Raw genomic sequence first — 22,248 nt, forward strand, 5'->3', positions numbered from 1 at the left:
ATCAGGTCCCTCGGCAACAGGTCAGCATGACTTGCGCCGATCGTGGTTACAGATGACCGCGGGTATGTACACCGGCAGGATTCCGTAGTCTCGTTGACTCGCGAAAACTCCGGTCAGCAACGGACCTGCTGAAGTGAGGGTCGGGCCATGTTCTACAACCTGCTCAAGTACGTTCTGCTGGGACCGCTGCTCAGAGTGGTGTTCCGGCCGCGGATCGAGGGGCTGGAGAACGTGCCCGCGGACGGGGCGGCGATCGTCGCGGGGAATCATCTGTCGTTCTCGGACCACTTTCTGATGCCGGCGATCCTCAAGAGACGGATCACGTTTCTCGCGAAGGCGGAGTACTTCACCGGGCCGGGGATCAAGGGGCGGCTGACCGCGTTCTTCTTCCGCAGCGCGGGGCAGATCCCGGTGGACCGGTCGGGCAAGGAGGCGGGGCAGGCGGCGATCCGCGAGGGGCTCAAGGTGCTGGGGCGCGGGGAGCTGCTGGGGATCTATCCGGAGGGGACGCGCTCGCACGACGGGCGGCTGTACAAGGGCAAGGTCGGGGTGGCGGTGATGGCGCTGAAGGCGGGGGTGCCGGTCGTGCCGTGCGCGATGATCGGGACCTTCGAGGCGCAACCGCCCGGCCGGAAGCTCCCCCGGCTGCGACCGGTGGCGATCCGGTTCGGCAAGCCGATGGACTTCTCCCGGTTCGCGGGGATGGAGGGCGAGCGCGCGGTGCTGCGGGCGGTCACGGACGAGATCATGTACGAGATCCTCGCGTTGTCCGGGCAGGAGTACGTCGACGAGTACGCGGCGGTCGTCAAGGAGAGCCAGGGCGAGCGGCAGCGCCGCTTCCCGCGCGCACCGCTGAGCTGACCTCCGCTTCCCGGTCAAGTCGCGCCGCCGCCCCGCGTCCGCTCCTGGCGGACTCCGCTCTCGGCGCAAGCAGGCGTCTGCCGCACCGCGCCCGGCCAAGATCGCCGTATGAAGCGAGCTGTGGTGATCGGTGCGCATGGTCAGATCGGGCGTCCCGTGGTGGACGCGCTGGTGCGGGACGGATGGGAGGTGACGGCCGCCACGCGGAGCGGCGGCCGGAGCGCGACGTGGGACGAGGGGGTGCGGGCGGTCCCGCTGGACCGTGCGGATGACGCCGCGCTCGGCGCGGTGGTGGGCGACGGCTGCGACGTCGTGGTCGACCTGGTCGGCTACAACGCCGTCCACGCACGGCAGTTGACCGCTCTCGCGGACCGGATCGGCTCGGCCGTGGTGATGTCCACGGTGGCGGTGTACGCGGACGACGCGGGGCGCGGTTTCGACACCATGGACGACCCGGACGGCTGTCCGGACTTCCCGGTGCCCATCCCCGAGACCCAGCCGACGATGCGCCCCGGGGACGCGACCTACGCCACCCGCAAGTCGGCTCTGGAGCACGAACTCCTCACCAACGAAGCCGGGTTGCCGGTGACCGTGCTCCGTCCCGGCGCCGTCCACGGACCGCACAGCCGTCTCCCTCGCGAGCTGTACTTCGTGAAGCGCAACGTCGACGGACGCCCCTCACGGGTGCTGGCGCTGCGGGGCGAGACCCGCTTCCACACCGCGAGTGCCCGCAACGTCGCGGAGTTGGTCCGGCTGGCGGCCGGCCGCCCCGGCACGCGGGCGCTCAACGCGTGTGATCCGCAGGCGCCGACGACCGAGGAGATCGGGGCCGCGATCGACGCGGTCATGGGCGTGAAGACCGGGACGACCCTGCTCGACGGACCCCCGCTGGAGGGCTCCGTGGGGTTGAACCCCTGGGCGGGTCCCCGCCCTGTGGTGTGCGACATGTCCGCCGCCGAAAGGGAGTTGGGCTACCGGCCGGTGGTGTCGTACGAGGAGAGCCTGCCGGAGACGGTGGAGTGGCTGACGGCCGAGCTGCGCGCCGGTACCTGGGACGAGCGCTTCCCGCTCCTCGCGGGGGCGTACCCGGAGCTGTTCAACTACGCGGCGGAGGACGCCCTGTTGGCAGCACGGGAGGCATGAGGAGCGGAAGGCATGAGAAGAGGGGCGGCCGGAAGGCTCCGGGCGCCCCTCTCCCCTTGTGGCAGGTGTTACGGCTTCGGCGTCGCGTGCGGGGCGCACGTGACGTCGGAGCGGTCGAGCTGACCCTTGAGCAGGTAGGCGTCGACCCGGTCGTTGATGCAGGGGTTGACCAGACCGGTCACGCCGTGCGAGCCCGCGTCCCGCTCGGTGATCAGGCGCGAGTTCTTGAAGCGCTTGTGCAGCGAGACGGCGCCCTCGTACGGCGTGGCGGCGTCACGCGTGGACTGCACGATCAGGACCGGCGGAAGACCGCGGTGCGTCGTGACCTCGACCGGCGTGTGCTGCTTGGCCGGCCAGGTGGCGCAGGGCAGGTTCATCCAGGCGTTGGACCAGGTCAAAAAGGGATAGTCCCTATTGAGCCGGGTGTTGTCCCGGTCCCAGGTCTTCCAGTCGGTGGGCCACTTGGCGTCGGCGCACTCCACGGCGGTGTAGACCGCGTTGCCGTTCTCGGTGGACGCGTTGCCCGCGGTGTCCGACAGGTCCGGGGCGGCGGCGTCGATCAGCGCCTGGGTGTCACCGGCGACGTACTTACTGAACACCGAGGCGACCGGCACCCACGACGAGTCGTAGTACGGCGCGCTCTGGAAGAAGCTGAGCAGCTCGGCCGGGCCGACGACCCCGCCGAGGGGGTGCTTCTTGGCCGTCGCGCGCAGTTTCAGCCACTTGTCCTGGACGGCGGCGCGGGTGGTGCCGAGGTGGAAGGCGGCGTCGTTGGCGGCGACCCAGTTCTCCCAGTCCTTCCAGCGGCCCTCGAACGCGACGTCCTGACCCAGGTTGGCCTGGTACCAGATGTTGTCGCGGTCCGGGTTCACCACGCTGTCCACGATCATGCGGCGCAGGTGACCCGGGAAGAGGGTGCCGTAGACGGCGCCCAGGTAGGTGCCGTACGAGACGCCGAGGTAGTTCAGCTTCTTCTCACCGAGCGCGGCGCGGATGACGTCCAGGTCGCGGGCGGTGTTCGGCGTGGTCATGTACGGCAGCATCGCGCCGCTGCGCTCGCCACAGCCCTCGGCGTACTCGCGGGCCAGCTTGCGCTGGGCGCGCTTGTCGGCCTCGGTGTCGGGCACCGGGTCGGCCTTGGGCGCCTTGACGAACTCCTGCGGGTCGACGCAGGAGAGGGGCGCGGAGTGGCCGACGCCGCGCGGGTCGAAGCCCACGAAGTCGTACGCCTTGGACACGTTCGTCCACAGCGGGTTCTTGCTGGTGACGCGGGTCGGGAAGCGCATCCCGGAGCCGCCGGGGCCGCCCGGGTTGTAGACCAGCGCGCCCTGGCGGTCCTTCTTGGTGCCGGTGTTGCCGATGCGGTCCACGGCGAGCTTGATCTGCTTGCCGTGGGGGTGGGCGTAGTCGACCGGCACGCTGACCCAGCCGCACTGGATGGGCTTGGCCAGCCCCCAGTCGGCGGGGCAGTCCTGCCAGTCGATGCCGTGGTGGGCGGCGCGGGCGGCGGCGACCGCGGCGCCGAGCGCCTCACGGTCCTGCGTGTGCCGGCTGTCGGCGGTGGCGGCGGGTGCCGCCACCGCCCCGGCTATCAGGCTCGCGACGAGCGTTCCGGCCGAACCGAGCGCCAGAACAAGGTTCTTCGGTTTCTTCTCCCTCAAGGAGATCCTCCCCGTGCCTGATGGACATAGTCAGGCGGGGATACTGGCGGCTGTGAGTCGTCTGAGAACAGGGTCTACGGATCTTCTTTATCAATCCGATAAACGGATCACCGGATATCGGTGAGCGAGCGGTCTCACGGACCCTGCGTCAGCACCGCCAGCGCCTCGTCCAGTCGCCTCCGCAGGACCAGCGCGTCGGGAGCCACGGCGCTGACGAGGACGGCGGGACCGGCGAGCGGCATCAGCGCGGCGCCCTCCCCCAGCAGTCGGGCTCCGGGGCGCTCCTGGGCGAACTCGGGTCGCACGACGACCAGTTGACCGACGGCCCGCATGCCGCCGAGCACCGCGGGACCGTCCCAGCCGCCCGGCGCTCCGGGACCGCAGGACAGCTCCTGGTCGAGGACGGTGCTCTGCGCGATCCGTACGGTGAGGCGGCTGGTGAGTCTCCCGGGGTCCTCCCCGACGCGGCCGAGCACCTGCTCCTCGCGGAGCACCAGGCGTGCGCCCGGGGCGAGTTGGGCAACGGTGGTGACGTACAGGTCGCTTCCGGCGGCCGAGATGAGCTGTTCGGGGAACCAGTGCAGCTCGCCGCCGTCGGCGACGTCGAGCCGTACGTCGTAGTGTGCCTCGTGCTTCGTCTGGCCCGGCAGCGCGATGGTGGCGGCGGCCGAGCCCAGGTGCAGCCGGGCGCCCTCCCCCACCTCTGCCTCGACGGTGAGGTGGTCGCCGCCGAGCGGTCCGCTCATCGCGCCGACGAGCAGCACGCGCGCCTCTGCCCCGTGCGCGCGGGTGCGCCGGAGCGCCAGCGGACCGTCGCCGTCCAGGACCGGGAGCGCGGTGCCGCCGCGTCCGTCGGCGCGGGCTGCGATACGGGCGTGGGCGCGAACGCCGTTGGCGCGCAGCCCCGTTGACGCGGGCACTCCGGCCGCTCCCGTCACGCCGTCCATGCCGCGAGCCGCCCCCGCACCCACTCCGCCACGTCCGCGACCCCTGTCTCCGTGCGCAACGACTGGAAGACGACGGGGAGTTCGGCGCGCTGCGCCTTGGCGTCGGCTGCCATCCGGGCGAGGTCGGAGCCGACGTAGGGCGCGAGGTCGGTCTTGTTGACGACCAGCAGATCGGCGGTGGTGACGCCGGGACCGCCCTTGCGCGGGATGTCGTCGCCGCCCGCGACGTCGATCACGAAGACCTGCGCGTCCACGAGCCCCTTGGAGAAGGTGGCGGTCAGGTTGTCGCCGCCGGACTCGACGAGGATCAGGTCCAGCGGGCCGACCGCGTCCTCCAGGTCCTCCACGGCTTCGAGGTTGGCGGAGATGTCGTCGCGGATCGCGGTGTGCGGGCAGGCGCCGGTCTCCACGGCGGTGATCCGCTCGGGCGGCAACACGGCTTCCCTGAGCAGGAATTCGGCGTCCTCGCGGGTGTAGATGTCGTTGGTGACGACGGCGAGGGACAAGTCGTCGCGCAGCGCCCGGCACAGTGCGGCGACGGTCGCGGTCTTGCCGGACCCGACGGGACCGCCGAGCCCGATGCGCAGCGCCCGCCGTGCGCCGTCGGGCCGATGGGCGTCGGCGCTGACGGCGGCCGGTCCGGTGTGGGTGTGGTCGAGGTGCATGAGCGGCTCCAAGTTCGGTGTGGGGCAGTGCGCTAGGAGGCGAAGAGGCGTACGGGCCACGCCGCGTGCCACTCCGCGCCGGTCTCCAGCAGGGGCGCCGAGGCGGCGGGCAACGCGTCGGTGCCCTCGGTCACCGCCAGCCGCGCCGCCTCCACCGCGCGGTCCACGACGCGGTCCAGCTCCGGTGCCAGCCGGGCCAGGACACCGGTCGCGTCGAAGGGGTCGAGGCTCAGCAGCCGTACGGTGGCCGTCGCGGGACCGCTCACGCTCTCGTACGCGGCGCAGTAGGCGGCGTCCTCGGGCGCGAGACCGGCGGCGCGGGCGGTGAGTCCCAGGACGACGGGTTGATACGCGCCCTTGGGGAACTCGGCTGCCAGGGCGTCGAGTTCGGGCGAGGGCCAGGCGGCCCGGGCGGCTCGCGTCAGTTGCCGTCCGAGTCGTCGTGCGGCGGTGCGCAGCGCGGGTGACGGCGTACGGGCGTCCGCCGCCGCGTCCAACTCCCGTGCGGGCAGACCGAGTACAGCCGCCGCCGCGAGCGCCGCCGCGACCAGCCCGGAGGTGTGCAGCCGTCCCCGGCAGAACGCCTCCAGGCTCACGGCGTCGGTGACGCGTCCCGCCTTGACGGCGCCCTCCGCCCCGCCGGAGTGCGCGTGCCCTCCGGCAGGGAAGCGACCGTCGGCCAGGACGAGCAGGGCTCCCCTGGACATCAGAAGAGGAAGTAGCGCTGAGCCATGGGCAGTTCGGCCGCCGGTGTCGCCTCGACCAGCTCGCCGTCGATGTGCACGGCGAAGCTGTCGGGGTCGATCCGTACGTCCGGCATGGCGTCGTTCTCGCGCAGGTCGGCCTTGGTGACCGCGCGGGTGGACTCGATGGCCACGAACTTCTTGCCGAGCCCGAGGCGTTCGGGCAGTCCGTCCTCGATCGCCGGCCCCGCCACGAAGTTGACCGAGTTGGCGGCCGGGGCGCGTCCGATCGCGCCGTACATCGGGCGGGGCAGGATCGGCTGCGGGGTGGGGATGGAGGCGTTGGCGTCGCCCATCTGCGCGTAGGCGATCTGACCGCCCTTGAGGACGAGCAGCGGCTTGACGCCGAAGAACGCGGGCTCCCACAGCACCAGGTCCGCGAGCTTGCCGGTCTCCACGGAGCCGATCTCGGCGGCGAGACCCTGGGCGAGCGCCGGGTTGATCGTGTACTTGGCGACATAGCGCCGTACCCGGTGGTTGTCGGCGCGTCCGTCGCCGGGGAGCGCCCCGCGCCTGCCCTTCATCACGTGCGCGGTCTGCCAGGTGCGCAGGATGACCTCGCCGACGCGCCCCATGGCCTGGGAGTCGGAGGAGATGATCGAGATCGCGCCGAGGTCGTGGAGGATGTCCTCCGCGCCGATGGTGGACGGCCGGATGCGGGACTCCGCGAAGGCGAGGTCCTCGGGGACGGCGGGGTTCAAGTGGTGGCAGACCATCAGCATGTCGAGGTGTTCCTCGGCGGTGTTGACGGTGAACGGCCGGGTCGGATTGGTCGAGCTGGGCAGCACGTTGGGCTGCGAGACGACCGTCATGATGTCCGGCGCGTGCCCGCCGCCCGCGCCCTCGGTGTGGTACGAGTGGATGCCCCGGCCCGCGATGGCGGCGAGGGTGTCGCCTACGAACCCGGCTTCGTTGAGGGTGTCGGTGTGGATGGCGACCTGGATGCCAGTGCGGTCGGCCACGGTGAGCGCGGCGTCGATGACGGCCGGGGTGGAGCCCCAGTCCTCGTGCAGCTTCAGCCCGACGGCGCCACCGCGGATCTGGGAGAGCATCGCCTCCTGCGAGACGGTGTTGCCCTTGCCGAGGAACCCGACGTTGACGGGGTACGCCTCCATCGCCTCCAGCATCCGGGCGAGGTGCCAGGGACCCGGGGTGACGGTGGTCGCCTTGGAACCCTCGGCGGGTCCGGTGCCGCCGCCGACGAGCGTGGTGACGCCGGAGGCGAGCGCCTCGTCCGCGATCTGCGGGCAGATGAAGTGGACGTGCGCGTCGATGGCGCCCGCCGTGAGGATGCGCCCGTTGCCCGCGATGACCTCGGTCTCGGGACCGATGACCAGATCCGGGTGAACGCCGTCCATGGTGTCCGGGTTGCCCGCCTTGCCGATGCCGGTGATCCGGCCGTCGCGGATGCCGACGTCGGCTTTGATCACGCCCCAGTGGTCCACGACGACGACACCGGTGATCACGGTGTCGGGGGTGCCCTCGGCGCGGGTCGCGCGGGACTGGCCCATGGACTCGCGGATGACCTTGCCGCCGCCGAACACCGCCTCGTCGCCGGAGCGGCCGGGACCGCCGGAGCGGTCCTCCTCGATCTCGATCAGCAGATCGGTGTCGGCGAGCCGGATGCGGTCGCCGGTGGTCGGGCCGAACAGGTCGGCGTACGCGGCGCGGGAGATCTCAGGCATCGAGGGCACCTCCGGTCTCGCCGCGCAGTCCGGGCACGATCCGGGCGCCGGTGAGCGGGACGAGTTCGACCTCGACGGGGATGCCGGGCTCGAAGCGGACGGCGGTCCCCGCGGCGACGTTCAGCCGCTTGCCGTGCGCCTGGGGGCGGTCGAACTCCAGACCCGGGTTCGCCTCGGCGAAGTGGTAGTGGGAGCCGACCTGGACGGGCCGGTCGGCGGCGTTGAGGACGGTGAGCCGGGTGACGTCACGGCCCTCGTTGCAGACGATCGGCTCGTCCGCGAACAGCGTCTCTCCGGGAATCATCGCGGCGCCCCTCAGACGATCGGCTCGTGGACGGTGACGAGCTTGGTGCCGTCCGGGAACGTCGCCTCGACCTGGACGTCGTGGATCATCTCGGGCACACCCGCCATGACGTCGTCCCTGGTGAGGACCTTGCGACCGGAGGACATCAGCTCGGCGACACTGCGGCCGTCGCGGGCGCCCTCCAGGATGTGCGACGTGATGAGCGCGACCGCCTCAGGGTGGTTCAGCTTCAGTCCTCGGGCCCGGCGCCGCTCGGCCACATCCGCCGCGACATGGATCAGCAGCCGCTCTTGCTCGTGCGGGGTCAGTTGCACGTCCCACCTCACAGTCCTCGCTCCGGACCGTGCGGGGCCCGGTTGCCGCCGCCCCCTCGGCGGCTGCCCGGCTCGACCGGAAAACCGCTGGTGGCGTGGAGGGGAAGGCTAGTTCGCGAGCGTTTCAGCGAGGTTAACCACCGCGACTTCGGCGAGCCTCTGTCCCCTACCCCTACGAAGCCCCCGACCCCCGGTGCTCCGCCGCGATCCCGAACCGCTGCCGCACCCCCGCCCCGCTCTCGCCCACCCGCGACACCGAACTGACGACCCGCTCCTGCTCCGCCGCGTCCAACGCCTCCAGCCGCTCCAGATCGGCGGCGGACACCAATGCGACGAGCGGCTTCCCGTGCCGGGTCACCACCACCCGCTCCCCGCCGTACACCACCCGGTTGATCAGATCCGCCAGCTCAGCCCTGGCTTGCGTCACCGGAATCTCATAGGCCATGGGGGCAAGTCTAGGCGCCGCCCGAAATGGGGCGATCGGATGGCGATCAGTCGACGGGGTCCGCCTTGACACCCAGGAGCGCCTCCAGGTGGCCCACGGCCGTGTCCTCGTCCGTGACATGGACGGTGGTGATTCCCAACCGGGCGGCAGGAGGAAGGTTCACGGCACGGTCGTCCGCGAAGACGCATCGCTCGGCGGGCAGCCCCACCCGCTCCAGGGTCAGCCGGTAGATCGCGGGATCGGGCTTGGCCATGCCGACCAGTTCCGACACCACGTGCACGTCGAACAAGTCCCAGACGCCCGTGTGCTCGTACGGGTTGAACGGGTCGAGACCGAAGCTGTTGGACAGCAGGGCGAGCCGGTGACCGGCCGCCCGCGCGGCGCGCGCGAGCGAGACGCGCCCACCGCCAGCCCCTCGGACACGCACCAGGCGTGATGGGCAGCGTCAGGACTGGCCGTCAGCACCCCGGCGAAGTCGAGAATCAAGCCGCGCTGCTCGCGCCCCTCCGCCACGTTTCCGTGCGCCACGACCGCACCCCCCTCGATCGGTGTCAGCGACGACGCCGTCGCCGGATGACGCCCCGTCAAGCACAGGCAGCGTACGTCCTGTACATTTTTGACAGAAGCGAGGGTCCGTCACCGGCCCGTTCGTCAGGAGGGGTACGCCCATGTCCCGTTCGTTCGCGCGTTATGTCCTGCCCGAGTTCACCGAGCGGGGCAGTACCGGGCCGCGCACGCTCGATCCGTACTCCAGGTTGTTCGAGGGGCGGATCGTGTTTCTGGGGACGCCGTTGGACGACACGGCGGCGGCCGATGTGATCGGGCAGCTCATGCAGTTGGAGCACACCGCGCCGGAGCGGGACATCACGCTGTATCTGAACAGCCCGGGCGGCTCGTTCCACGCGATGACCGCGGTGTACGACACGATGCGGTACATCTCGTGCGACGTGGCGACCTACTGCCTCGGCCAGGTCGCCTCCGCGTCGGCGGTGCTGCTCGCGGCGGGGACGCCGGGGAAGCGGTGCGTGCTGCCCGGGGCGCGGGTCGTGCTGGAGCAGCCCACGTTGACCGAGCCCGTTCACGGGCAGCCGAGCGATCTGCTCATCCAGGCCGGGGAACTCGACAGGACGCGGGCGCTGATGGAGAAGATGCTCGTGCGGCACACCGGGCGGGACGCCGAGCGTGTGCACGCCGATCTGGAGCGGGAGCTGGTGCTGGACGCGCGGGACGCCGTCGCGTACGGGCTCGCGGACGAGGTCGTCCAGAGCCGTTCCTCCGGCGCCCGGTGAGCGCGCCGTGCTGCCGGACCTTCCGCCGCTGCCCGCGCTCACCCGCGCCGAGGGCGAGCTGATCGACCGTTACCTGGAGGCGGCCGAGCTGCTCGGCCGGATCAACCCCGCCCGGCAGGACGACACGTACAGCGGTCTGCGCGCCGCACAGGCGCTCGTGCGCAAGGCGACAGAGCTGAGGGACGCGCTCACGCTGATGCACCAGCGGGGCGAGACGGAGCTGCACGGGAGCACGCTGACACGCGCGCTGCGCCTGCTGGACGGCGAACGCCGCACCGCGCGGGTCGTGCTCCCGCCGGACGACGGGAAGTGACCCGACGCGCCGGAATACCGCCCACCTTCCACCGCCTCCGCACACCCTCCGGCTCCGCCCCCGCCACGCTCCCGCCCGACCATGCCCCCGGACCCGGACACCCGGCACCCCCACCGCCCCCCGCGTGTCGAGGACACCGCCACTCGGGGAGCCGAAACGGGCCGAACGTGGTACCGCCGACCGTGGTATCTCCACGCGGGTTTCCGCCGCCTCCGACTTGCGCAGCACGGGGACGACGGCGCCGCGAAGGGCCCTCGCGCCCCAGGTCCGGGGCTACGCCCGGGGACTGACGGACGTTCGGAAACGGGACTGTCCACCCGAACGGGTGAGTGGTGAGTAACACCACAAACCGCCGATTCCATTGGGATTTTCGGTCGGTAGTACGTGAAGATCCCTGTCTGACGACAAGCCCCCGCCACAGCGGCGGGGCGGTCCGGGCGGACGCCGAGTCCTGCCGCCGCCCGGATGACCGGTCGACAGGAGTGCATCGGCAGGAGTGGAGGACCCGAGCAAGACGGGTCGCCGGGACGGACGTTCGCGAGCAGCGGGCGGTCGTGCCGAGTGGCCCTTGGGGTGAAGCCGTGGCGACACGGCCGGGCAACTTCGCCAGCCCGAATCCGACAGGTCATCCTTCACAGGCGGCTGACGAAGGGTTGCGCATGACTGCGCTCAATCGTGTCCCGTCGCTGATGGCACGGGCCGGCACCGCCTCGGCCCTCACCCTGGCCGCCGTCGGCGGCTCGATCGCGGTACCGGGGCTGGCCACCGAGGCTTCCGCCGCGACCACCGCGACGAAGGCGCTTCAGATCGCGGCGTCCAAGAAGGGCGCCCCGTACAGCTACGGCGCCACCGGGCCGCGCCGGTTCGACTGCTCAGGGCTGACGCTCTACTCGTTCAAGAAGGCGGGCAAGAAGCTCCCCCGCACCGCCGCCCAGCAGTACAACAAGACGCACCACATTTCGTCCGGCCACCGCAAGGCCGGCGACCTGGTGTTCTTCCACTCGGGGTCCAGCGTCTACCACGTCGGGATCTACGCCGGTAAGGGCAAGATCTGGCACGCCCCGAAGACCGGGGACGTGGTGCGCCTGCAGAAGATCTGGACCAAGAGCGTCTGGTACGGCCGGGTGAACTGACCCGGCGCCGAGCGCGGTCGCGGTCCTGCGGGACCGCGGCCACCACTCCGGCACCGGCCACCACTCCGGCCCGGCTAAGGCTCCTGACGCGCCGCCGCCGTCAGCGGCCCCGCCGGTGCCATCCAGGGCAGCTCGACCGCGACCGTCTTGCCGCCCTCACGGGTGGAGCGCACCCGGAGCCTGCCGCCGCACTCGGCGGTCAGGCACCGGATGATGACCATCCCGCGCCCGTTGTCCTGCTGCACCGCCGCGGGCAGGCGTCTGGGGAAGCGCGGGTGGCTGTCCGTCACGCCGACGCGCAGCCACTCGTCCCGCACCAGGACGAGGTCGACGGTGAACGTGGGCGACTGGCCGAAGGTGTGCTGCACGGCGTTGGTCGCCAGCTCCGAGACGATGAGCCGTACGGTGTCGGCGTCCTCGGTGTCCGAGGGCAGACCCCACTCCGCCAGCACGCCGAGGACGTAGGTACGGGCCGTGGCGACCGAGGCGGGCTCACTCGGAAGAGTGACGGATGCTTCCAGATGGTCTGCCATGGCGACGTCGTCCCTTTCCACGCTGGGCGGTCAGCCTGCCACCACCGGACCCACCCGGGGCACCAACCCCCGATATATGCACATATCTATCGCCCGATGCGGTGAACTCTGCGACGCGAGAACGGATTTGAGGCGCGCGACGCGCTCCGGCGCACGCCCGGCTCACTCCCGCCCGCGCGCGACCTACGGGCGGGTCTCGCCGATCACCCGGACCGCGCGCGCGATCTCCTCCCCCGTCAGGTCCGCCCGCGCCGTCAGCCGCAGCCGGGAGATCCCGTCCGGCACCGACGGCGGCCGGAAGCACCCCACGGCGAGACCGGCGGCACGGCAGCGCGCCGCCCACTCGACCGCGTCGGACGCGGAAGGGGCGCGTACGGAGACCACGGCGGCGTCGGGGCGTACGGCGTCCAGCCCCTCGGCGGTCAGGCGCGTGTGCAGCTCGGCGGCGACCGCGCGGGCCCGCGCCGCCCGCTCGGGTTCGCGGCGCAGCAGCCGCAGCGCGGCGAGGGCGGCGCCGACGGAGGCGGGGGCGAGACCGGTGTCGAAGATGAACGTACGGGCTGTGTTCACGAGGTGGGCGATGACCCGCTCGGGACCGAGCACCACGCCGCCCTGGCTGCCGAGCGACTTGGACAGGGTGGCCGTGGCCACCACGTCACCGGCGCCCGCGAGCCCGGCGGCGTGCGGCGCGCCCCGGCCGCCGTCGCCCAGGACGCCGAGCCCGTGGGCGTCGTCCACCACCAGACCCGCGCCGTGCGCCCGGCACGCGGCGGCGAGGGCGCCGAGCGGGGCGGCGTCGCCGTCCACGGAGAACACCGTGTCGGAGACGGCGACGGCGGCGCCCCGATGGGTGCCGAGCGCCTTGTCCACCGCCTCCGGGTCGGCGTGGGAGACGACCTGGGTGGTGCCCCGGGCGAGTCGGCAGCCGTCGATGAGCGAGGCGTGGTTGCCCGCGTCGGAGACGATCAGCGAGCCGTGCGGGGCGAGCGCGGTGACGGCGGCGAGGTTCGCGGCGTACCCGGAGGAGAAGACCAGGGCGGCTTCGAAGCCGCAGAAGGCGGCGAGTTCGCGCTCCAGCTCGGTGTGCAGCTCGGTGGTGCCGGTGACCAGGCGGGAGCCGGTGGAGCCGCCGCCCCAGGCGCGGGCGGCGTGGACGGCGCCCTCGGTGGTCTCGGGGTGGCGGGCGAGTCCCAGGTAGTCGTTGCTCGCGAGGTCGAGCAGCGGGGAGTCGGAGGGGCGGGGGCGCAGGGTGCGTACCAGTCCGGCGCGGCGGCGGGCCCCGGCCTCCTCGTCGATCCAGCCGAACGCCATGGGTCCTCCGGTGCTTTTGTAGGTAGCGGACAGACACTAGCGGTCCGGGCGTCCGCCCATGATGTGGCAATACCCACACTCCGAACGGCGTCTGTTGTGTGAAGTCTCCTTGGCCAGGGGCGGTGCCGTAGGACAGGATCGGGCCCCATGGACCTCCTGAACACGCTGGTGGACAAGGGACTTCGGCGCGAGACGCCGACACGCGCCGAGGCGCTCGCCGTGCTGGCCACCTCCGACGACGAACTGCTCGACGTGGTGGCGGCGGCCGGGAAGGTGCGGCGGCACTGGTTCGGGCGGCGGGTGAAACTCAACTATCTGGTCAACCTCAAGTCCGGTCTGTGCCCGGAGGACTGTTCCTACTGCTCGCAGCGGCTCGGCTCGACGGCGGGCATCCTCAAGTACTCCTGGCTGAAGCCGGACCAGGCGTCCGAGGCGGCCGCCGCGGGGCTCGCCGGGGGCGCGAAGCGGGTGTGCCTGGTGGCGTCGGGGCGCGGACCGACGGACCGGGACGTGGACCGGGTCTCGGAGACCATCAAGGCGATCAAGGACCAGAACGAGGGCGTGGAGGTGTGCGCCTGTCTGGGTCTGCTCTCCGACGGGCAGGCGGAGCGGCTGCGCGCGGCGGGCGCCGACGCCTACAACCACAACCTCAACACCTCCGAGGCGACCTACGGCGACATCACCACCACCCACACGTACGCCGATCGGGTGGACACGGTGCACAAGGCGCACGCGGCGGGGCTCTCCGCCTGCTCGGGGCTGATCGCGGGCATGGGCGAGAGCGACGCGGATCTGGTGGACGTGGTGTTCGCGCTGCGCGAGCTGGACCCGGACTCCGTTCCGGTGAACTTCCTGATCCCGTTCGAGGGCACTCCGCTGGCCAAGGAGTGGAACCTCACCCCACAGCGCTGTCTGCGGATCCTGGCGATGGTCCGCTTCGTCTGCCCGGACGTGGAGGTGCGCATCGCGGGCGGTCGCGAGGTCCATCTGCGCACGCTCCAGCCGCTCGCGCTGCACCTCGCCAACTCGATCTTCCTCGGCGACTACCTGACCAGCGAGGGTCAGGCGGGCAAGGCCGACCTGGAGATGATCGCGGACGCCGGGTTCGAGGTGGAGGGCGCGGACGAGGTGACGCTGCCGGAGCACCGGGCGGCGGGCGGGGGCGGCTGCGGTTCGGGCGCCGCCGGGGAGGGCGACTGCGGTTCGCACGGTGTGTGCGGCACGGCGGACTCCGCACCGGCGACGACTCCGGCGCGGGCGACGACTCCGGCACAGGCGAAGACCCCGGCGCAGGCGACCGCCCCGGACGAGGCGGAAACCCCGGCCGGTGCCAAGCCCGCCGGAGGCACCCCCCGTACCGACCTCGTCGCCGTACGCCGCCGTGGCGCCGGAACCGACCTCGCGCCCAATGCCTGACCTCGGCACGGCAGAGCTGCTGGACCTCGACCGGCGGCACGTGTGGCATCCGTACGGCCCGATGCCCGGGCGCGCCGAACCGCTCGTCGTGGAGTCGGCGAGCGGGGTGCGGCTGCGACTGGCGGACGGCGGCGGCGAGTTGATCGACGGCATGTCGTCCTGGTGGTCCGCGATCCACGGCTACCGGCACCCGGTGCTCGACGAGGCGGCGCGCGCGCAACTGGACCGGATGAGCCATGTGATGTTCGGCGGGCTCACGCACGAGCCCGCCGTCCGGCTGGCGAAGCTCCTTGTCGACATGTCGCCGGAGGGGCTTGAGCACGTCTTCCTCGCGGACTCCGGCTCGGTGTCCGTCGAGGTCGCCGTCAAGATGTGCCTGCAGTACTGGCGCTCGCTGGGTCGTCCTGCCAAGCGGCGGCTGCTGACCTGGCGCGGCGGCTACCACGGCGACACCTGGCACCCGATGTCGGTGTGCGACCCGGAGGGCGGGATGCACGGGCTGTGGTCCGGCGCCCTGCCGCGCCAGGTGTTCGCGGACGCGCCGCCCGCCGCGTACGAGGAGTCGTACGCCGGTCATCTGCGCACGCTGATCGAGCGGCACGCGGACGAACTGGCCGCCGTGATCGTGGAGCCGGTGGTGCAGGGCGCGGGCGGGATGCGGTTCCACTCCCCCACGTATCTGCGGGTGCTGCGCGAGGCGTGCGACGCGCACGGCGTGCTGCTGGTGTTCGACGAGATCGCCACCGGGTTCGGGCGCACGGGCGCGCTGTTCGCGGCGGAGCACGCCGGGGTGACCCCGGATGTGATGTGCGTGGGCAAGGCGCTGACCGGCGGCTATCTGACGATGGCGGCGACGCTGTGCACCGCGCGGGTGGCGGACGGCATCTCGCGGGGTGAGGTGCCGGTGCTCGCGCACGGTCCGACCTTCATGGGCAATCCGCTCGCCGCCAACGTGGCGTGTGCCTCCGTCGAGTTGCTGCTCGGGCAGGACTGGCGGACGGAGGTGAAGCGGATCGAGAGCGGTCTGCGCGAGGGTCTGGCGGAGGCGGCGGAGCTGCCCGGCGTGCGGGACGTGCGCGTCCTCGGCGCCATCGGGGTGGTCCAGCTCGATCACGAGGTGGACATGGCGGCGGCCGGACGGGCCGCCGTGCGGGAGGGCGTGTGGCTGCGCCCGTTCCGCGATCTGGTCTACACGATGCCGCCGTACGTCACGGACGACGCGGACGTGGCACGGATCGCGCGCGCGGTGTGCGCCGCCGCGCGGGAGGGATGACATGCCGGTACTGATGATCACGGGCACGGGCACGGAGGTCGGCAAGACGGTCACGACCGCCGCCGTCGCCGCGGCGGCGCTCGCCGCGGGACGTTCGGTGGCCGTGCTGAAGGCGGCGCAGACGGGGGTGCGCCCCGACGAGCGCGGGGACGCGGACGAGGTGGTCCGGCTCGCGGGTCCGGTCGCCGCGTCCGAACTCGCCCGCTATCCGGAGCCGTTGGCGCCGGGTACGGCGGCACGGCGGGCCGGTATGGCTCCGGTGCGTCCGCAGGAGGTCGCCGAGGCGGCGGCGAAGCTGGCCACCGAGCACGATCTGGTGCTGGTGGAGGGCGCGGGCGGGCTGCTCGTGCGGTTCGATCCGGCGGGCGGCACGCTGGCGGACGCGGCGGTGCTGCTGGGCGCGCCGGTGCTCGTGGTGGCTCCGGCGGGGCTTGGCACGCTGAACTCCACGGAGCTGACGGCGCGCGAACTGCGTCTGCGCCAGTTGGAGTTGATCGGCGTGGTGATCGGTTCCTGGCCCAAGGAGCCCGATCTGGCCGCGTGTTGCAATGTGGCCGATCTGCCGGAGGTGGCCGGGGCTCCGCTGCTCGGGGCGATCCCGGCCGGGGCGGGGGCGCTGTCGCCCGCCGACTTCCGTGCGCAGGCGCCGAGTTGGCTGTCGGCGCGGTTGAGCGGGGAGTGGGACGCGGGAGCCTTCCGGGAACGGCAGGCGGCGTTCTAGCGGGTCGGTGCCGCGCGATCGGGCGTGTGCCGGGGTCGTATCCGGTCGGGTGTCCGCGAGGAGGGGACATTCCGCGCGTCCTCGGGAAGAATCGCCGTAAAGGCGGGACCGTTCCCCGGGAGGCTGCCATGCGACTGTCCTCGACCCGCTCCGGCCGGGCGGCGGGTCCCGACGGCGTCCACCATCCGCTGTTCGCCCGCTGCTGGGCACGCCTCAGCGCGAACGCGGACACGCGGCTGGGTCTGGGGGAGCTGCGGGAGCGGCTGCTCGCGGGGCTTTCCGGGCGGGTGATCGAGATCGGCGCGGGCAACGGGCTGAACTTCGCCCGGTATCCGGCGGCGGTCTCGGAGGTCGTGGCGATCGAACCGGAGCCGCTGCTCCGGCGGTTGGCCCTGCAGGCGGCGCTGCGGGCGGACGTGCCGGTGGACGTCGTACCGGGGACGGCGGAGGCGCTGCCGGTCAAGAGCGAGTCGTTCGACGCGGCTGTGCTGTGCCTGGTGCTGTGCAGCGTCCAGGACGTGCGGCGGGCGCTGGCGGAGGTGCGGCGGGTGCTCAAGCCCGGCGGCGAGGTCCGCTTCCTGGAGCACGGCCGGGGCGGCGGGCAGGTGATGCGGGCGACCCAGCGCGTCCTGGACCGCACGGTGTGGCCCCGTCTGGCCGGGGGCTGCCATCTGTCGCGGACCCCGCTGACCGCGCTGCGCGAGGCGGGTTTCACCGTCGGTCCTTACCACCCCGTGCGCCTCCCGGACCGGGGTCCGAGGCTGCCGTGGTCGTACGGCGTGCTGGGGACGGCTCGGCGCCCGGGACCCGTGACGTAGCCCGGCGCCCGTGACGTAGCCCAGCGCCCGTGACGTGGACGCAGGGATCGGTGGCCCACCCGGAAGGGTTAGTGCCGTGACCGGCACGGCGAGACCACCCCGCCCCGCGCGCCCGGCGCTCCCCGCCCCTGATCCCGCCTCCCACCAGTGCCGTGAAGCGGAGCGGATGTGGGGCGGGTCACACTAGGCTCGGCTGGGGCAAGGAGTGGGACGTCTAGGTGACCTGGAGGCGGTCTTGTTCACATCTGCCGAGGAGAGCGTGCCGGGGTCCGAGCCGGGGCGGGGCACCGCGGCGCGGGCGCGCGGGCTGACCAAGGCGTACGGCTCGGGCGAGACCGCCGTGATCGCCCTGGACTCGGTCGACGTGGACATCGCGCGCGGTCGGTTCACCGCCGTGATGGGTCCCTCCGGTTCGGGCAAGTCCACGCTGATGCACTGCCTGGCGGGGCTCGACACCGTATCGGCCGGTCAGGTGTGGCTCGGGGACACCGAGATCACGGGGCTGAAGGACAAGGAGCTGACCCGGCTGCGCCGCGACCGGATCGGGTTCATGTTCCAGTCGTTCAATCTGATCCCGACGCTGAACGCGGCAGAGAACATCACGCTGCCGATGGACATCGCGGGTCGCCGGCCCGACGAGCGGTGGCTGGACCAGGTGATCGACACCCTCGGGCTGCGCGGCAGGCTCAGGCACCGGCCCTCGCAGCTCTCGGGCGGTCAGCAGCAGCGGGTGGCCTGTGCGCGGGCGCTGGCGTCCCGCCCGGAGCTGATCTTCGCCGACGAGCCGACCGGAAACCTGGACTCACGCGCCGGTCTGGAGGTGCTGGGCTTCCTGCGCAGGGCGGTGGACGAGCTGGGGCAGACCGTCGTCATGGTCACCCACGACCCGGGCGCCGCCGCCCACTCCGACCTGGTGCTCTTCCTGGGCGACGGCAGGATCGTGGACCGGATGGAGCGGCCGACGGCGGACGCCGTGCTGGAGCGGATGAAGGCGTTCGACGTGGTGCGCGGGCGGATCGGCGACGACGCCGTGGCGCAGGAGGACTGATCTCCGGTGCTCAAGGCGACGCTGAGAAGCTTCCTGGCGCACAAGGGACGCCTCGCGCTGTCCGCGCTGGCCGTGCTGCTGTCCGTGGCGTTCGTCGCGGGCAGCCTGATCTTCTCCGACACGGTGAGCCGGACCTTCGACCGGCTCTTCGCCTCGACGGCGGCCGATGTGACGGTGGGCCCGAAGGAGGACCTGCGCTCCCCGGTGCCGGGCGGCGCCGTGCAGACGGTTCCGGCCGCGCTGCGGGACAAGGTCGCCAAGGTGCCCGGGGTGGCGTCGGCGCACGCGGACGTGTCCGTGCAGAACGTCGTGGTGGTCGACAGCCGGAACAAGTCCGTGGGTCCGACGACCGGCGCCCCCACCATCGCCATGGCCTGGTATCTCACCGACCGCAGCCCGGTCGAGCTGACCTCCGGTCACGCCCCGCGCGGTGCGGGCGAGGCGCTGCTGGACGCGGACACCGCGAGCAAGAAGCACGTACGGGTCGGGGACACGCTCACCGTGCAGGCGCAGCCGGGGAGCTTCAAGGTCCGGGTCGTCGGCATCGCCACGTTCACCACGACCAACCCCGGCGCGGCTCTGGTCTTCCTGGACCCGGCGGTGGCGGCGCGCGAGCTGCTGGGCTCGGACACCCGCGCCACCGCCATCTCGGTGGACGCGGCGCCGGGCGTCGACGACAAGGTGCTCAAGAGCCGGGTGGCGACGGCGGTCGGACCCGGGCACTACGACCTGAAGACCGCCGGTGAGCAGGCGAAGTCGGCGGCGGCGAACCTCGGCGGCTTCCTCGACGTGATCAAGTACGTGATGCTGGGATTCGCCGGGATCGCCGTCCTGGTGGGCATCTTCCTCATCGTCAACACCTTCTCGATGCTGATCGCGCAGCGCACCCGCGAGCTGGGGCTGCTGCGGGCGCTGGGCGCCGACCGGCGGCAGGTGCGCCGCTCGGTGCTCCTGGAGGCGCTGCTGCTCGGGGTGGTGGGCTCGACGCTGGGTCTCGCGGCGGGGATCGGGCTCGCCTTCGGGCTGATCCGGCTGATGGGCGCGTTCGGGATGAACCTGAAGGCGACCGAGATGGTGATCGGCTGGGGCACCCCGGTCGCGGCGTACGTGGTCGGAGTGGGCGTCACCTTCGTCGCCGCGTATCTGCCCGCGCGGCGCGCGGCGACCGTCTCCCCGATGGCCGCGCTCTCGGACGCCGAGATCGCGGGCGTCGACAAGCCGCTGACCGCGCGTGCCGTGGCGGGCGGGGTCGTCGGCGTGGCCGGTGCCGCCGCGCTGGCCGGGTGCGTGGCGTCGGACAAAACCGCTACGGCGGCTTCGCTGCTCGGGCTCGGTGTGGTGCTGACGCTGATCGCGACGGTGGTCGCGGGACCGCTCCTGGTGCGCCCGGTGATCCGGGTGCTGGGCGCGGCGTTCCCGGCGCTGTTCGGCTCGGTGGGCCGGATGAGCCAGCGCAACGCGCTGCGCAATCCGCGCCGTACGGGCGCCACGGCGGCGGCGCTGATGGTGGGGCTCGCGCTGGTGGGCGGGATGTCGGTGGCGAGCGCGTCGATGTCGGCGTCGTTCGACCGGCAGATCGAGCGCACGCTGGGCGCCGACTACGTCGTGCAGAGCCAGAACTTCACGCCGTTCACCAAGGAGGTCACCCGCGCGGTCGAGGGCACGCGGGGCGTCGGACTGGTCGTCCAGCAGCGGCTGACCCCGCTCGCGCTGCGGCTGCCCGACGGCAGGCGGGTGGAGACGGCGGCCGCCGGGTACGGACCGCACCTCGACCAGGTCGCCCATCTGGCCTACACCCAGGGCGGGACGACGGCGGCGCTGGCGGACGGGCATCTGGCGATGGACGCCGGGTTCGCGAAGGACCACCGGGTGAGGGTCGGCAGCGTGCTGCCGGTGGAGTTCCCGGGCGGACGGCGGGCCGCGCTGACGGTGGGCGCGCTCACCAACCTGGACACGGGTGAGGGCTTCGGCACCCAGGGCGGTGTCTTCTTCGGCCTGGGCACCCTGGAGAAGTACGTGCCCGGCGGTCAGGACTCCTCCCTCTACGTCAACGCCTCCCCCGGCACCGACGCGAGTGAGCTGCGCGGCGCGCTGGACTCCTCCCTCAAGCCGTTCCCGCAGGTCCAGGTGCGCGACCAGGCGGACTACAAGAAGCTGGTCCACGACCAGATCTCCGTCCTGCTCTACCTGGTGTACGCCCTGCTCGGTCTCGCCATCGTCATCGCGGTGCTCGGTGTGGTGAACACGCTCGCGCTCTCGGTGGTCGAGCGCACCCGCGAGATCGGTCTGCTGCGCGCGATCGGGCTCAGCAGGCGGCAGTTGCGCCGGATGATCCGCCTGGAGTCCGTGGTGATCGCGGTCTTCGGCGCGGTCCTCGGACTCGCCCTCGGTCTGGTCTGGGGCGTCTGCGGACAGCAGGTCCTGGCCCTGCGCGGGCTGAAGGAACTGGCCGTCCCCTGGGGCACGATCGTCGCCGTGGTGATCGGCGCGGCGGTGGTCGGCGTGGTCGCCGCCCTGCTCCCGGCGCTGCGCGCCTCGCGGATGAACGTGCTGGCGGCCATCGCCCACGAGTGAGCCCCGCGTTCGTCCCCGGCCGGGCGCCGGGCGTGATGGAATCGCGGGGACAGCTCAACTCGCCTCAGGGACAGGAGAGTTCATGCCGCGCCCGTTCCGGTTCGGAGTCAACCTGCTCGCCCCGTCGCCCGGTGCCGAGTGGCGGGCGAGATGCCGGCTGGCCGAGGAGCTGGGGTACGACGTGATCCTGGTCCCCGATCATCTCGGCATGGTCGCGCCGTTCCCGGCGCTGGTGGCGGCAGCGGCGGTGACCGAGCGGCCCCGGCTCGGCACGCTGGTGCTCAACGCGGGGCTGTGGAACCCCACCCTGCTGGCCCGCGAGGTCGCCACCACGGACGCGCTGACCGAGGGGCGTCTGGAGCTGGGTCTGGGCGCCGGGTACGTCCGTGCCGAGCACGAGCGGGCGGGGCTGCCGTTCGGTGCCCCTAAGGAGCGGGCGGATCATCTGCGCCGCACGGTGGAGGAGCTGGAGCGGCTGCTCGGCACCGGCGAGGCGGGGTTCCGGCCCGCGCGGGAGCGGGTGCCGCTGCTGATCGGCGGCGACGGCGAGCGCACGCTGCCGCTGGGCGTGGCGCACGCGGACGTCATCGGCTTCACCGGGGCACGGATGGTGGGCGGGCGTCTGCGCGCGCTCCCGGCGAAGGAGGTGGCCGAGCGGGTGGCCCGCTACGAGGAGCTGGCGGCGGACCGTGCCGTACCGGCGGAGCGGAACCTGCTGATCCAGGTCGTCGCCGTCACCGACGATCCGGCGACGGTGCTCGCCCCGCTGCTGGAGCGGCAGCCGGGGCTGACCCTGGAGGAGGCGCTGGAGCTGCCCGTCGTCCTGGTCGGCTCGCTGGACGAGGTCGTGGCGAAGGCGCTCGCGCTGCGGGAGCGGTACGGGTTCTCGTATCTGACCGTGCTGGAGCCGTACCTGGAGGTGTTCGCGCCGGTACTGGAGCGGCTGCGCGCCGCGGACGTTTAGACCATTCGGGGTTTTCGTTCAGTTTCGAGACGGTATACATGCTTCCGTACCGCGTGACCCGCACGGGGTGCGCCCGGGCGCGGTGTG

At 72.3% G+C, this 22,248-nt stretch carries 22 protein-coding genes, 1 pseudogene and 1 riboswitch; of the genes and pseudogenes, 12 read left to right on the plus strand and 11 right to left on the minus strand.

Annotation, left to right across the window (positions count from 1 at the left end):
* Window positions 1–147 precede the first annotated feature (147 nt).
* Both IF655_RS04830 and IF655_RS04835 read left to right on the plus strand, forming a co-directional pair.
* Window positions 148–861: a 1-acyl-sn-glycerol-3-phosphate acyltransferase gene (locus IF655_RS04830; RefSeq protein WP_199582233.1), complete on the plus strand. Its 714-nt coding sequence runs from the start codon at window positions 148–150 to the stop codon at window positions 859–861.
* Window positions 862–969: 108 nt separating this feature from the next.
* The gene (locus IF655_RS04835; protein ID WP_199582234.1) at window positions 970–2,004 is read left to right on the plus strand and encodes an NAD(P)-dependent oxidoreductase; all 1,035 of its coding nucleotides are present in this window, start codon (window positions 970–972) and stop codon (window positions 2,002–2,004) included.
* Between the two features lie 68 nt (window positions 2,005–2,072).
* On the opposite strand, the gene IF655_RS04840 is transcribed toward IF655_RS04835, so the two are convergent.
* From IF655_RS04840 to IF655_RS04880, 9 genes and pseudogenes are all read right to left on the minus strand, one after another.
* Window positions 2,073–3,665 carry an alpha/beta hydrolase gene (locus IF655_RS04840; protein WP_199582235.1) on the minus strand — a complete coding sequence of 531 codons (1,593 nt, stop codon included), beginning with the start codon at window positions 3,663–3,665 and terminating at the stop codon, window positions 2,073–2,075.
* Window positions 3,666–3,799: 134 nt separating this feature from the next.
* Window positions 3,800–4,612, minus strand: coding sequence for an urease accessory protein UreD (locus IF655_RS04845; protein WP_199582236.1), 813 nt, complete (start codon window positions 4,610–4,612; stop codon window positions 3,800–3,802).
* Window positions 4,600–5,277, minus strand: a complete 678-nt coding sequence (gene ureG / locus IF655_RS04850; RefSeq protein WP_199582237.1) for an urease accessory protein UreG — start codon at window positions 5,275–5,277, stop codon at window positions 4,600–4,602. The genes IF655_RS04845 and ureG overlap by 13 nt, the downstream gene beginning before the upstream one ends.
* Window positions 5,278–5,309: 32 nt before the next feature.
* Window positions 5,310–5,984, minus strand: coding sequence for an urease accessory protein UreF (locus IF655_RS04855; RefSeq protein ID WP_199582238.1), 675 nt, complete (start codon window positions 5,982–5,984; stop codon window positions 5,310–5,312).
* On the minus strand, window positions 5,984–7,705 hold the full coding sequence (locus tag IF655_RS04860) for an urease subunit alpha (protein ID WP_199582239.1): 1,722 nt from the start codon (window positions 7,703–7,705) through the stop codon (window positions 5,984–5,986). Before IF655_RS04860 ends, IF655_RS04855 begins: the two co-directional genes overlap by 1 nt.
* Window positions 7,698–8,009, minus strand: a complete 312-nt coding sequence (locus IF655_RS04865; RefSeq protein ID WP_199582240.1) for an urease subunit beta — start codon at window positions 8,007–8,009, stop codon at window positions 7,698–7,700. Before IF655_RS04865 ends, IF655_RS04860 begins: the two co-directional genes overlap by 8 nt.
* Before the next feature lie 11 nt (window positions 8,010–8,020).
* Window positions 8,021–8,323 (minus strand): urease subunit gamma, encoded by a 303-nt coding sequence (locus tag IF655_RS04870; protein WP_199582241.1) that lies wholly within the window; start codon window positions 8,321–8,323, stop codon window positions 8,021–8,023.
* A 172-nt stretch (window positions 8,324–8,495) separates the two neighbouring features.
* Window positions 8,496–8,768 (minus strand): type II toxin-antitoxin system Phd/YefM family antitoxin, encoded by a 273-nt coding sequence (locus IF655_RS04875; RefSeq protein WP_199582242.1) that lies wholly within the window; start codon window positions 8,766–8,768, stop codon window positions 8,496–8,498.
* A 46-nt stretch (window positions 8,769–8,814) separates the two neighbouring features.
* Window positions 8,815–9,296 (minus strand): annotated as a pseudogene (locus IF655_RS04880) (HAD-IA family hydrolase).
* A gap of 140 nt (window positions 9,297–9,436) precedes the next feature.
* Here IF655_RS04880 and IF655_RS04885 point away from each other — a divergent pair.
* The 3 genes from IF655_RS04885 to IF655_RS04895 all read left to right on the plus strand — a co-directional run bounded on the left by IF655_RS04885 (window position 9,437) and on the right by IF655_RS04895 (window position 11,503).
* Window positions 9,437–10,057, plus strand: coding sequence for an ATP-dependent Clp protease proteolytic subunit (locus tag IF655_RS04885; protein WP_199582243.1), 621 nt, complete (start codon window positions 9,437–9,439; stop codon window positions 10,055–10,057).
* A gap of 7 nt (window positions 10,058–10,064) precedes the next feature.
* The gene (locus tag IF655_RS04890; protein ID WP_199582244.1) at window positions 10,065–10,370 is read left to right on the plus strand and encodes a hypothetical protein; all 306 of its coding nucleotides are present in this window, start codon (window positions 10,065–10,067) and stop codon (window positions 10,368–10,370) included.
* Between the two features lie 432 nt (window positions 10,371–10,802).
* A riboswitch (cyclic di-AMP (ydaO/yuaA leader) is annotated at window positions 10,803–11,026 on the plus strand.
* 3 nt (window positions 11,027–11,029) lie between these two features.
* Complete coding sequence (locus IF655_RS04895) at window positions 11,030–11,503, plus strand: C40 family peptidase (protein WP_199582245.1); 474 nt, start codon at window positions 11,030–11,032, stop codon at window positions 11,501–11,503.
* Between the two features lie 74 nt (window positions 11,504–11,577).
* Here the strand turns inward: IF655_RS04895 and IF655_RS04900 are convergent, their stop codons facing one another.
* Both IF655_RS04900 and IF655_RS04905 read right to left on the minus strand, forming a co-directional pair.
* Window positions 11,578–12,036: an ATP-binding protein gene (locus tag IF655_RS04900; protein WP_199582246.1), complete on the minus strand. Its 459-nt coding sequence runs from the start codon at window positions 12,034–12,036 to the stop codon at window positions 11,578–11,580.
* Window positions 12,037–12,219: 183 nt separating this feature from the next.
* Window positions 12,220–13,347 carry an 8-amino-7-oxononanoate synthase gene (locus IF655_RS04905; protein ID WP_199582247.1) on the minus strand — a complete coding sequence of 376 codons (1,128 nt, stop codon included), beginning with the start codon at window positions 13,345–13,347 and terminating at the stop codon, window positions 12,220–12,222.
* 147 nt (window positions 13,348–13,494) lie between these two features.
* On the opposite strand from IF655_RS04905, the gene bioB reads away from it, so the two are divergent.
* The 7 genes from bioB (at window position 13,495) to IF655_RS04940 (ending at window position 22,161) form a co-directional block, all read left to right on the plus strand.
* Entirely contained in the window at window positions 13,495–14,763 is a 1,269-nt protein-coding gene (gene bioB, locus IF655_RS04910) for a biotin synthase BioB (RefSeq protein ID WP_199582248.1), read from the plus strand.
* Window positions 14,756–16,036 (plus strand): adenosylmethionine--8-amino-7-oxononanoate transaminase, encoded by a 1,281-nt coding sequence (locus IF655_RS04915; RefSeq protein ID WP_199582249.1) that lies wholly within the window; start codon window positions 14,756–14,758, stop codon window positions 16,034–16,036. The genes bioB and IF655_RS04915 overlap by 8 nt, the downstream gene beginning before the upstream one ends.
* 1 nt (window position 16,037) lies before the next feature.
* Window positions 16,038–16,757: a dethiobiotin synthase gene (gene bioD / locus IF655_RS04920; RefSeq protein WP_199582250.1), complete on the plus strand. Its 720-nt coding sequence runs from the start codon at window positions 16,038–16,040 to the stop codon at window positions 16,755–16,757.
* A 128-nt stretch (window positions 16,758–16,885) separates the two neighbouring features.
* Complete coding sequence (locus tag IF655_RS04925) at window positions 16,886–17,575, plus strand: class I SAM-dependent methyltransferase (RefSeq protein WP_199582251.1); 690 nt, start codon at window positions 16,886–16,888, stop codon at window positions 17,573–17,575.
* Between the two features lie 235 nt (window positions 17,576–17,810).
* The gene (locus tag IF655_RS04930) at window positions 17,811–18,623 is read left to right on the plus strand and encodes an ABC transporter ATP-binding protein (protein ID WP_206775404.1); all 813 of its coding nucleotides are present in this window, start codon (window positions 17,811–17,813) and stop codon (window positions 18,621–18,623) included.
* 6 nt (window positions 18,624–18,629) lie between these two features.
* On the plus strand, window positions 18,630–21,197 hold the full coding sequence (locus IF655_RS04935) for an ABC transporter permease (protein WP_199582252.1): 2,568 nt from the start codon (window positions 18,630–18,632) through the stop codon (window positions 21,195–21,197).
* 82 nt (window positions 21,198–21,279) lie between these two features.
* The gene (locus IF655_RS04940) at window positions 21,280–22,161 is read left to right on the plus strand and encodes a TIGR03621 family F420-dependent LLM class oxidoreductase (RefSeq protein WP_199582253.1); all 882 of its coding nucleotides are present in this window, start codon (window positions 21,280–21,282) and stop codon (window positions 22,159–22,161) included.
* Window positions 22,162–22,248 lie beyond the last annotated feature (87 nt).

It is taken from the genome of Streptomyces sp. DSM 110735 (assembly GCF_016482685.1).
In the GTDB taxonomy this organism is placed as follows: Bacteria; Actinomycetota; Actinomycetes; order Streptomycetales; family Streptomycetaceae; genus Streptomyces.

Bases quoted from the DNA above. Each gene is read 5' to 3' on its own strand.
- IF655_RS04830 (WP_199582233.1), top strand. From the start codon at position 148: ATGTTCTACAACCTGCTCAAGTACGTTCTGCTGGGACCGCTGCTCAGA.
- IF655_RS04835 (WP_199582234.1), top strand. From the start codon at position 970: ATGAAGCGAGCTGTGGTGATCGGTGCGCATGGTCAGATCGGGCGTCCC.
- IF655_RS04845 (WP_199582236.1), bottom strand. From the start codon at position 4,612: ATGGACGGCGTGACGGGAGCGGCCGGAGTGCCCGCGTCAACGGGGCTG.
- ureG (WP_199582237.1), bottom strand. From the start codon at position 5,277: ATGCACCTCGACCACACCCACACCGGACCGGCCGCCGTCAGCGCCGAC.
- IF655_RS04855 (WP_199582238.1), bottom strand. From the start codon at position 5,984: ATGTCCAGGGGAGCCCTGCTCGTCCTGGCCGACGGTCGCTTCCCTGCC.
- IF655_RS04860 (WP_199582239.1), bottom strand. From the start codon at position 7,705: ATGCCTGAGATCTCCCGCGCCGCGTACGCCGACCTGTTCGGCCCGACC.
- IF655_RS04865 (WP_199582240.1), bottom strand. From the start codon at position 8,009: ATGATTCCCGGAGAGACGCTGTTCGCGGACGAGCCGATCGTCTGCAAC.
- IF655_RS04875 (WP_199582242.1), bottom strand. From the start codon at position 8,768: ATGGCCTATGAGATTCCGGTGACGCAAGCCAGGGCTGAGCTGGCGGAT.
- IF655_RS04885 (WP_199582243.1), top strand. From the start codon at position 9,437: ATGTCCCGTTCGTTCGCGCGTTATGTCCTGCCCGAGTTCACCGAGCGG.
- IF655_RS04895 (WP_199582245.1), top strand. From the start codon at position 11,030: ATGACTGCGCTCAATCGTGTCCCGTCGCTGATGGCACGGGCCGGCACC.
- IF655_RS04900 (WP_199582246.1), bottom strand. From the start codon at position 12,036: ATGGCAGACCATCTGGAAGCATCCGTCACTCTTCCGAGTGAGCCCGCC.
- IF655_RS04905 (WP_199582247.1), bottom strand. From the start codon at position 13,347: ATGGCGTTCGGCTGGATCGACGAGGAGGCCGGGGCCCGCCGCCGCGCC.
- bioB (WP_199582248.1), top strand. From the start codon at position 13,495: ATGGACCTCCTGAACACGCTGGTGGACAAGGGACTTCGGCGCGAGACG.
- IF655_RS04915 (WP_199582249.1), top strand. From the start codon at position 14,756: ATGCCTGACCTCGGCACGGCAGAGCTGCTGGACCTCGACCGGCGGCAC.
- bioD (WP_199582250.1), top strand. From the start codon at position 16,038: ATGCCGGTACTGATGATCACGGGCACGGGCACGGAGGTCGGCAAGACG.
- IF655_RS04925 (WP_199582251.1), top strand. From the start codon at position 16,886: ATGCGACTGTCCTCGACCCGCTCCGGCCGGGCGGCGGGTCCCGACGGC.
- IF655_RS04940 (WP_199582253.1), top strand. From the start codon at position 21,280: ATGCCGCGCCCGTTCCGGTTCGGAGTCAACCTGCTCGCCCCGTCGCCC.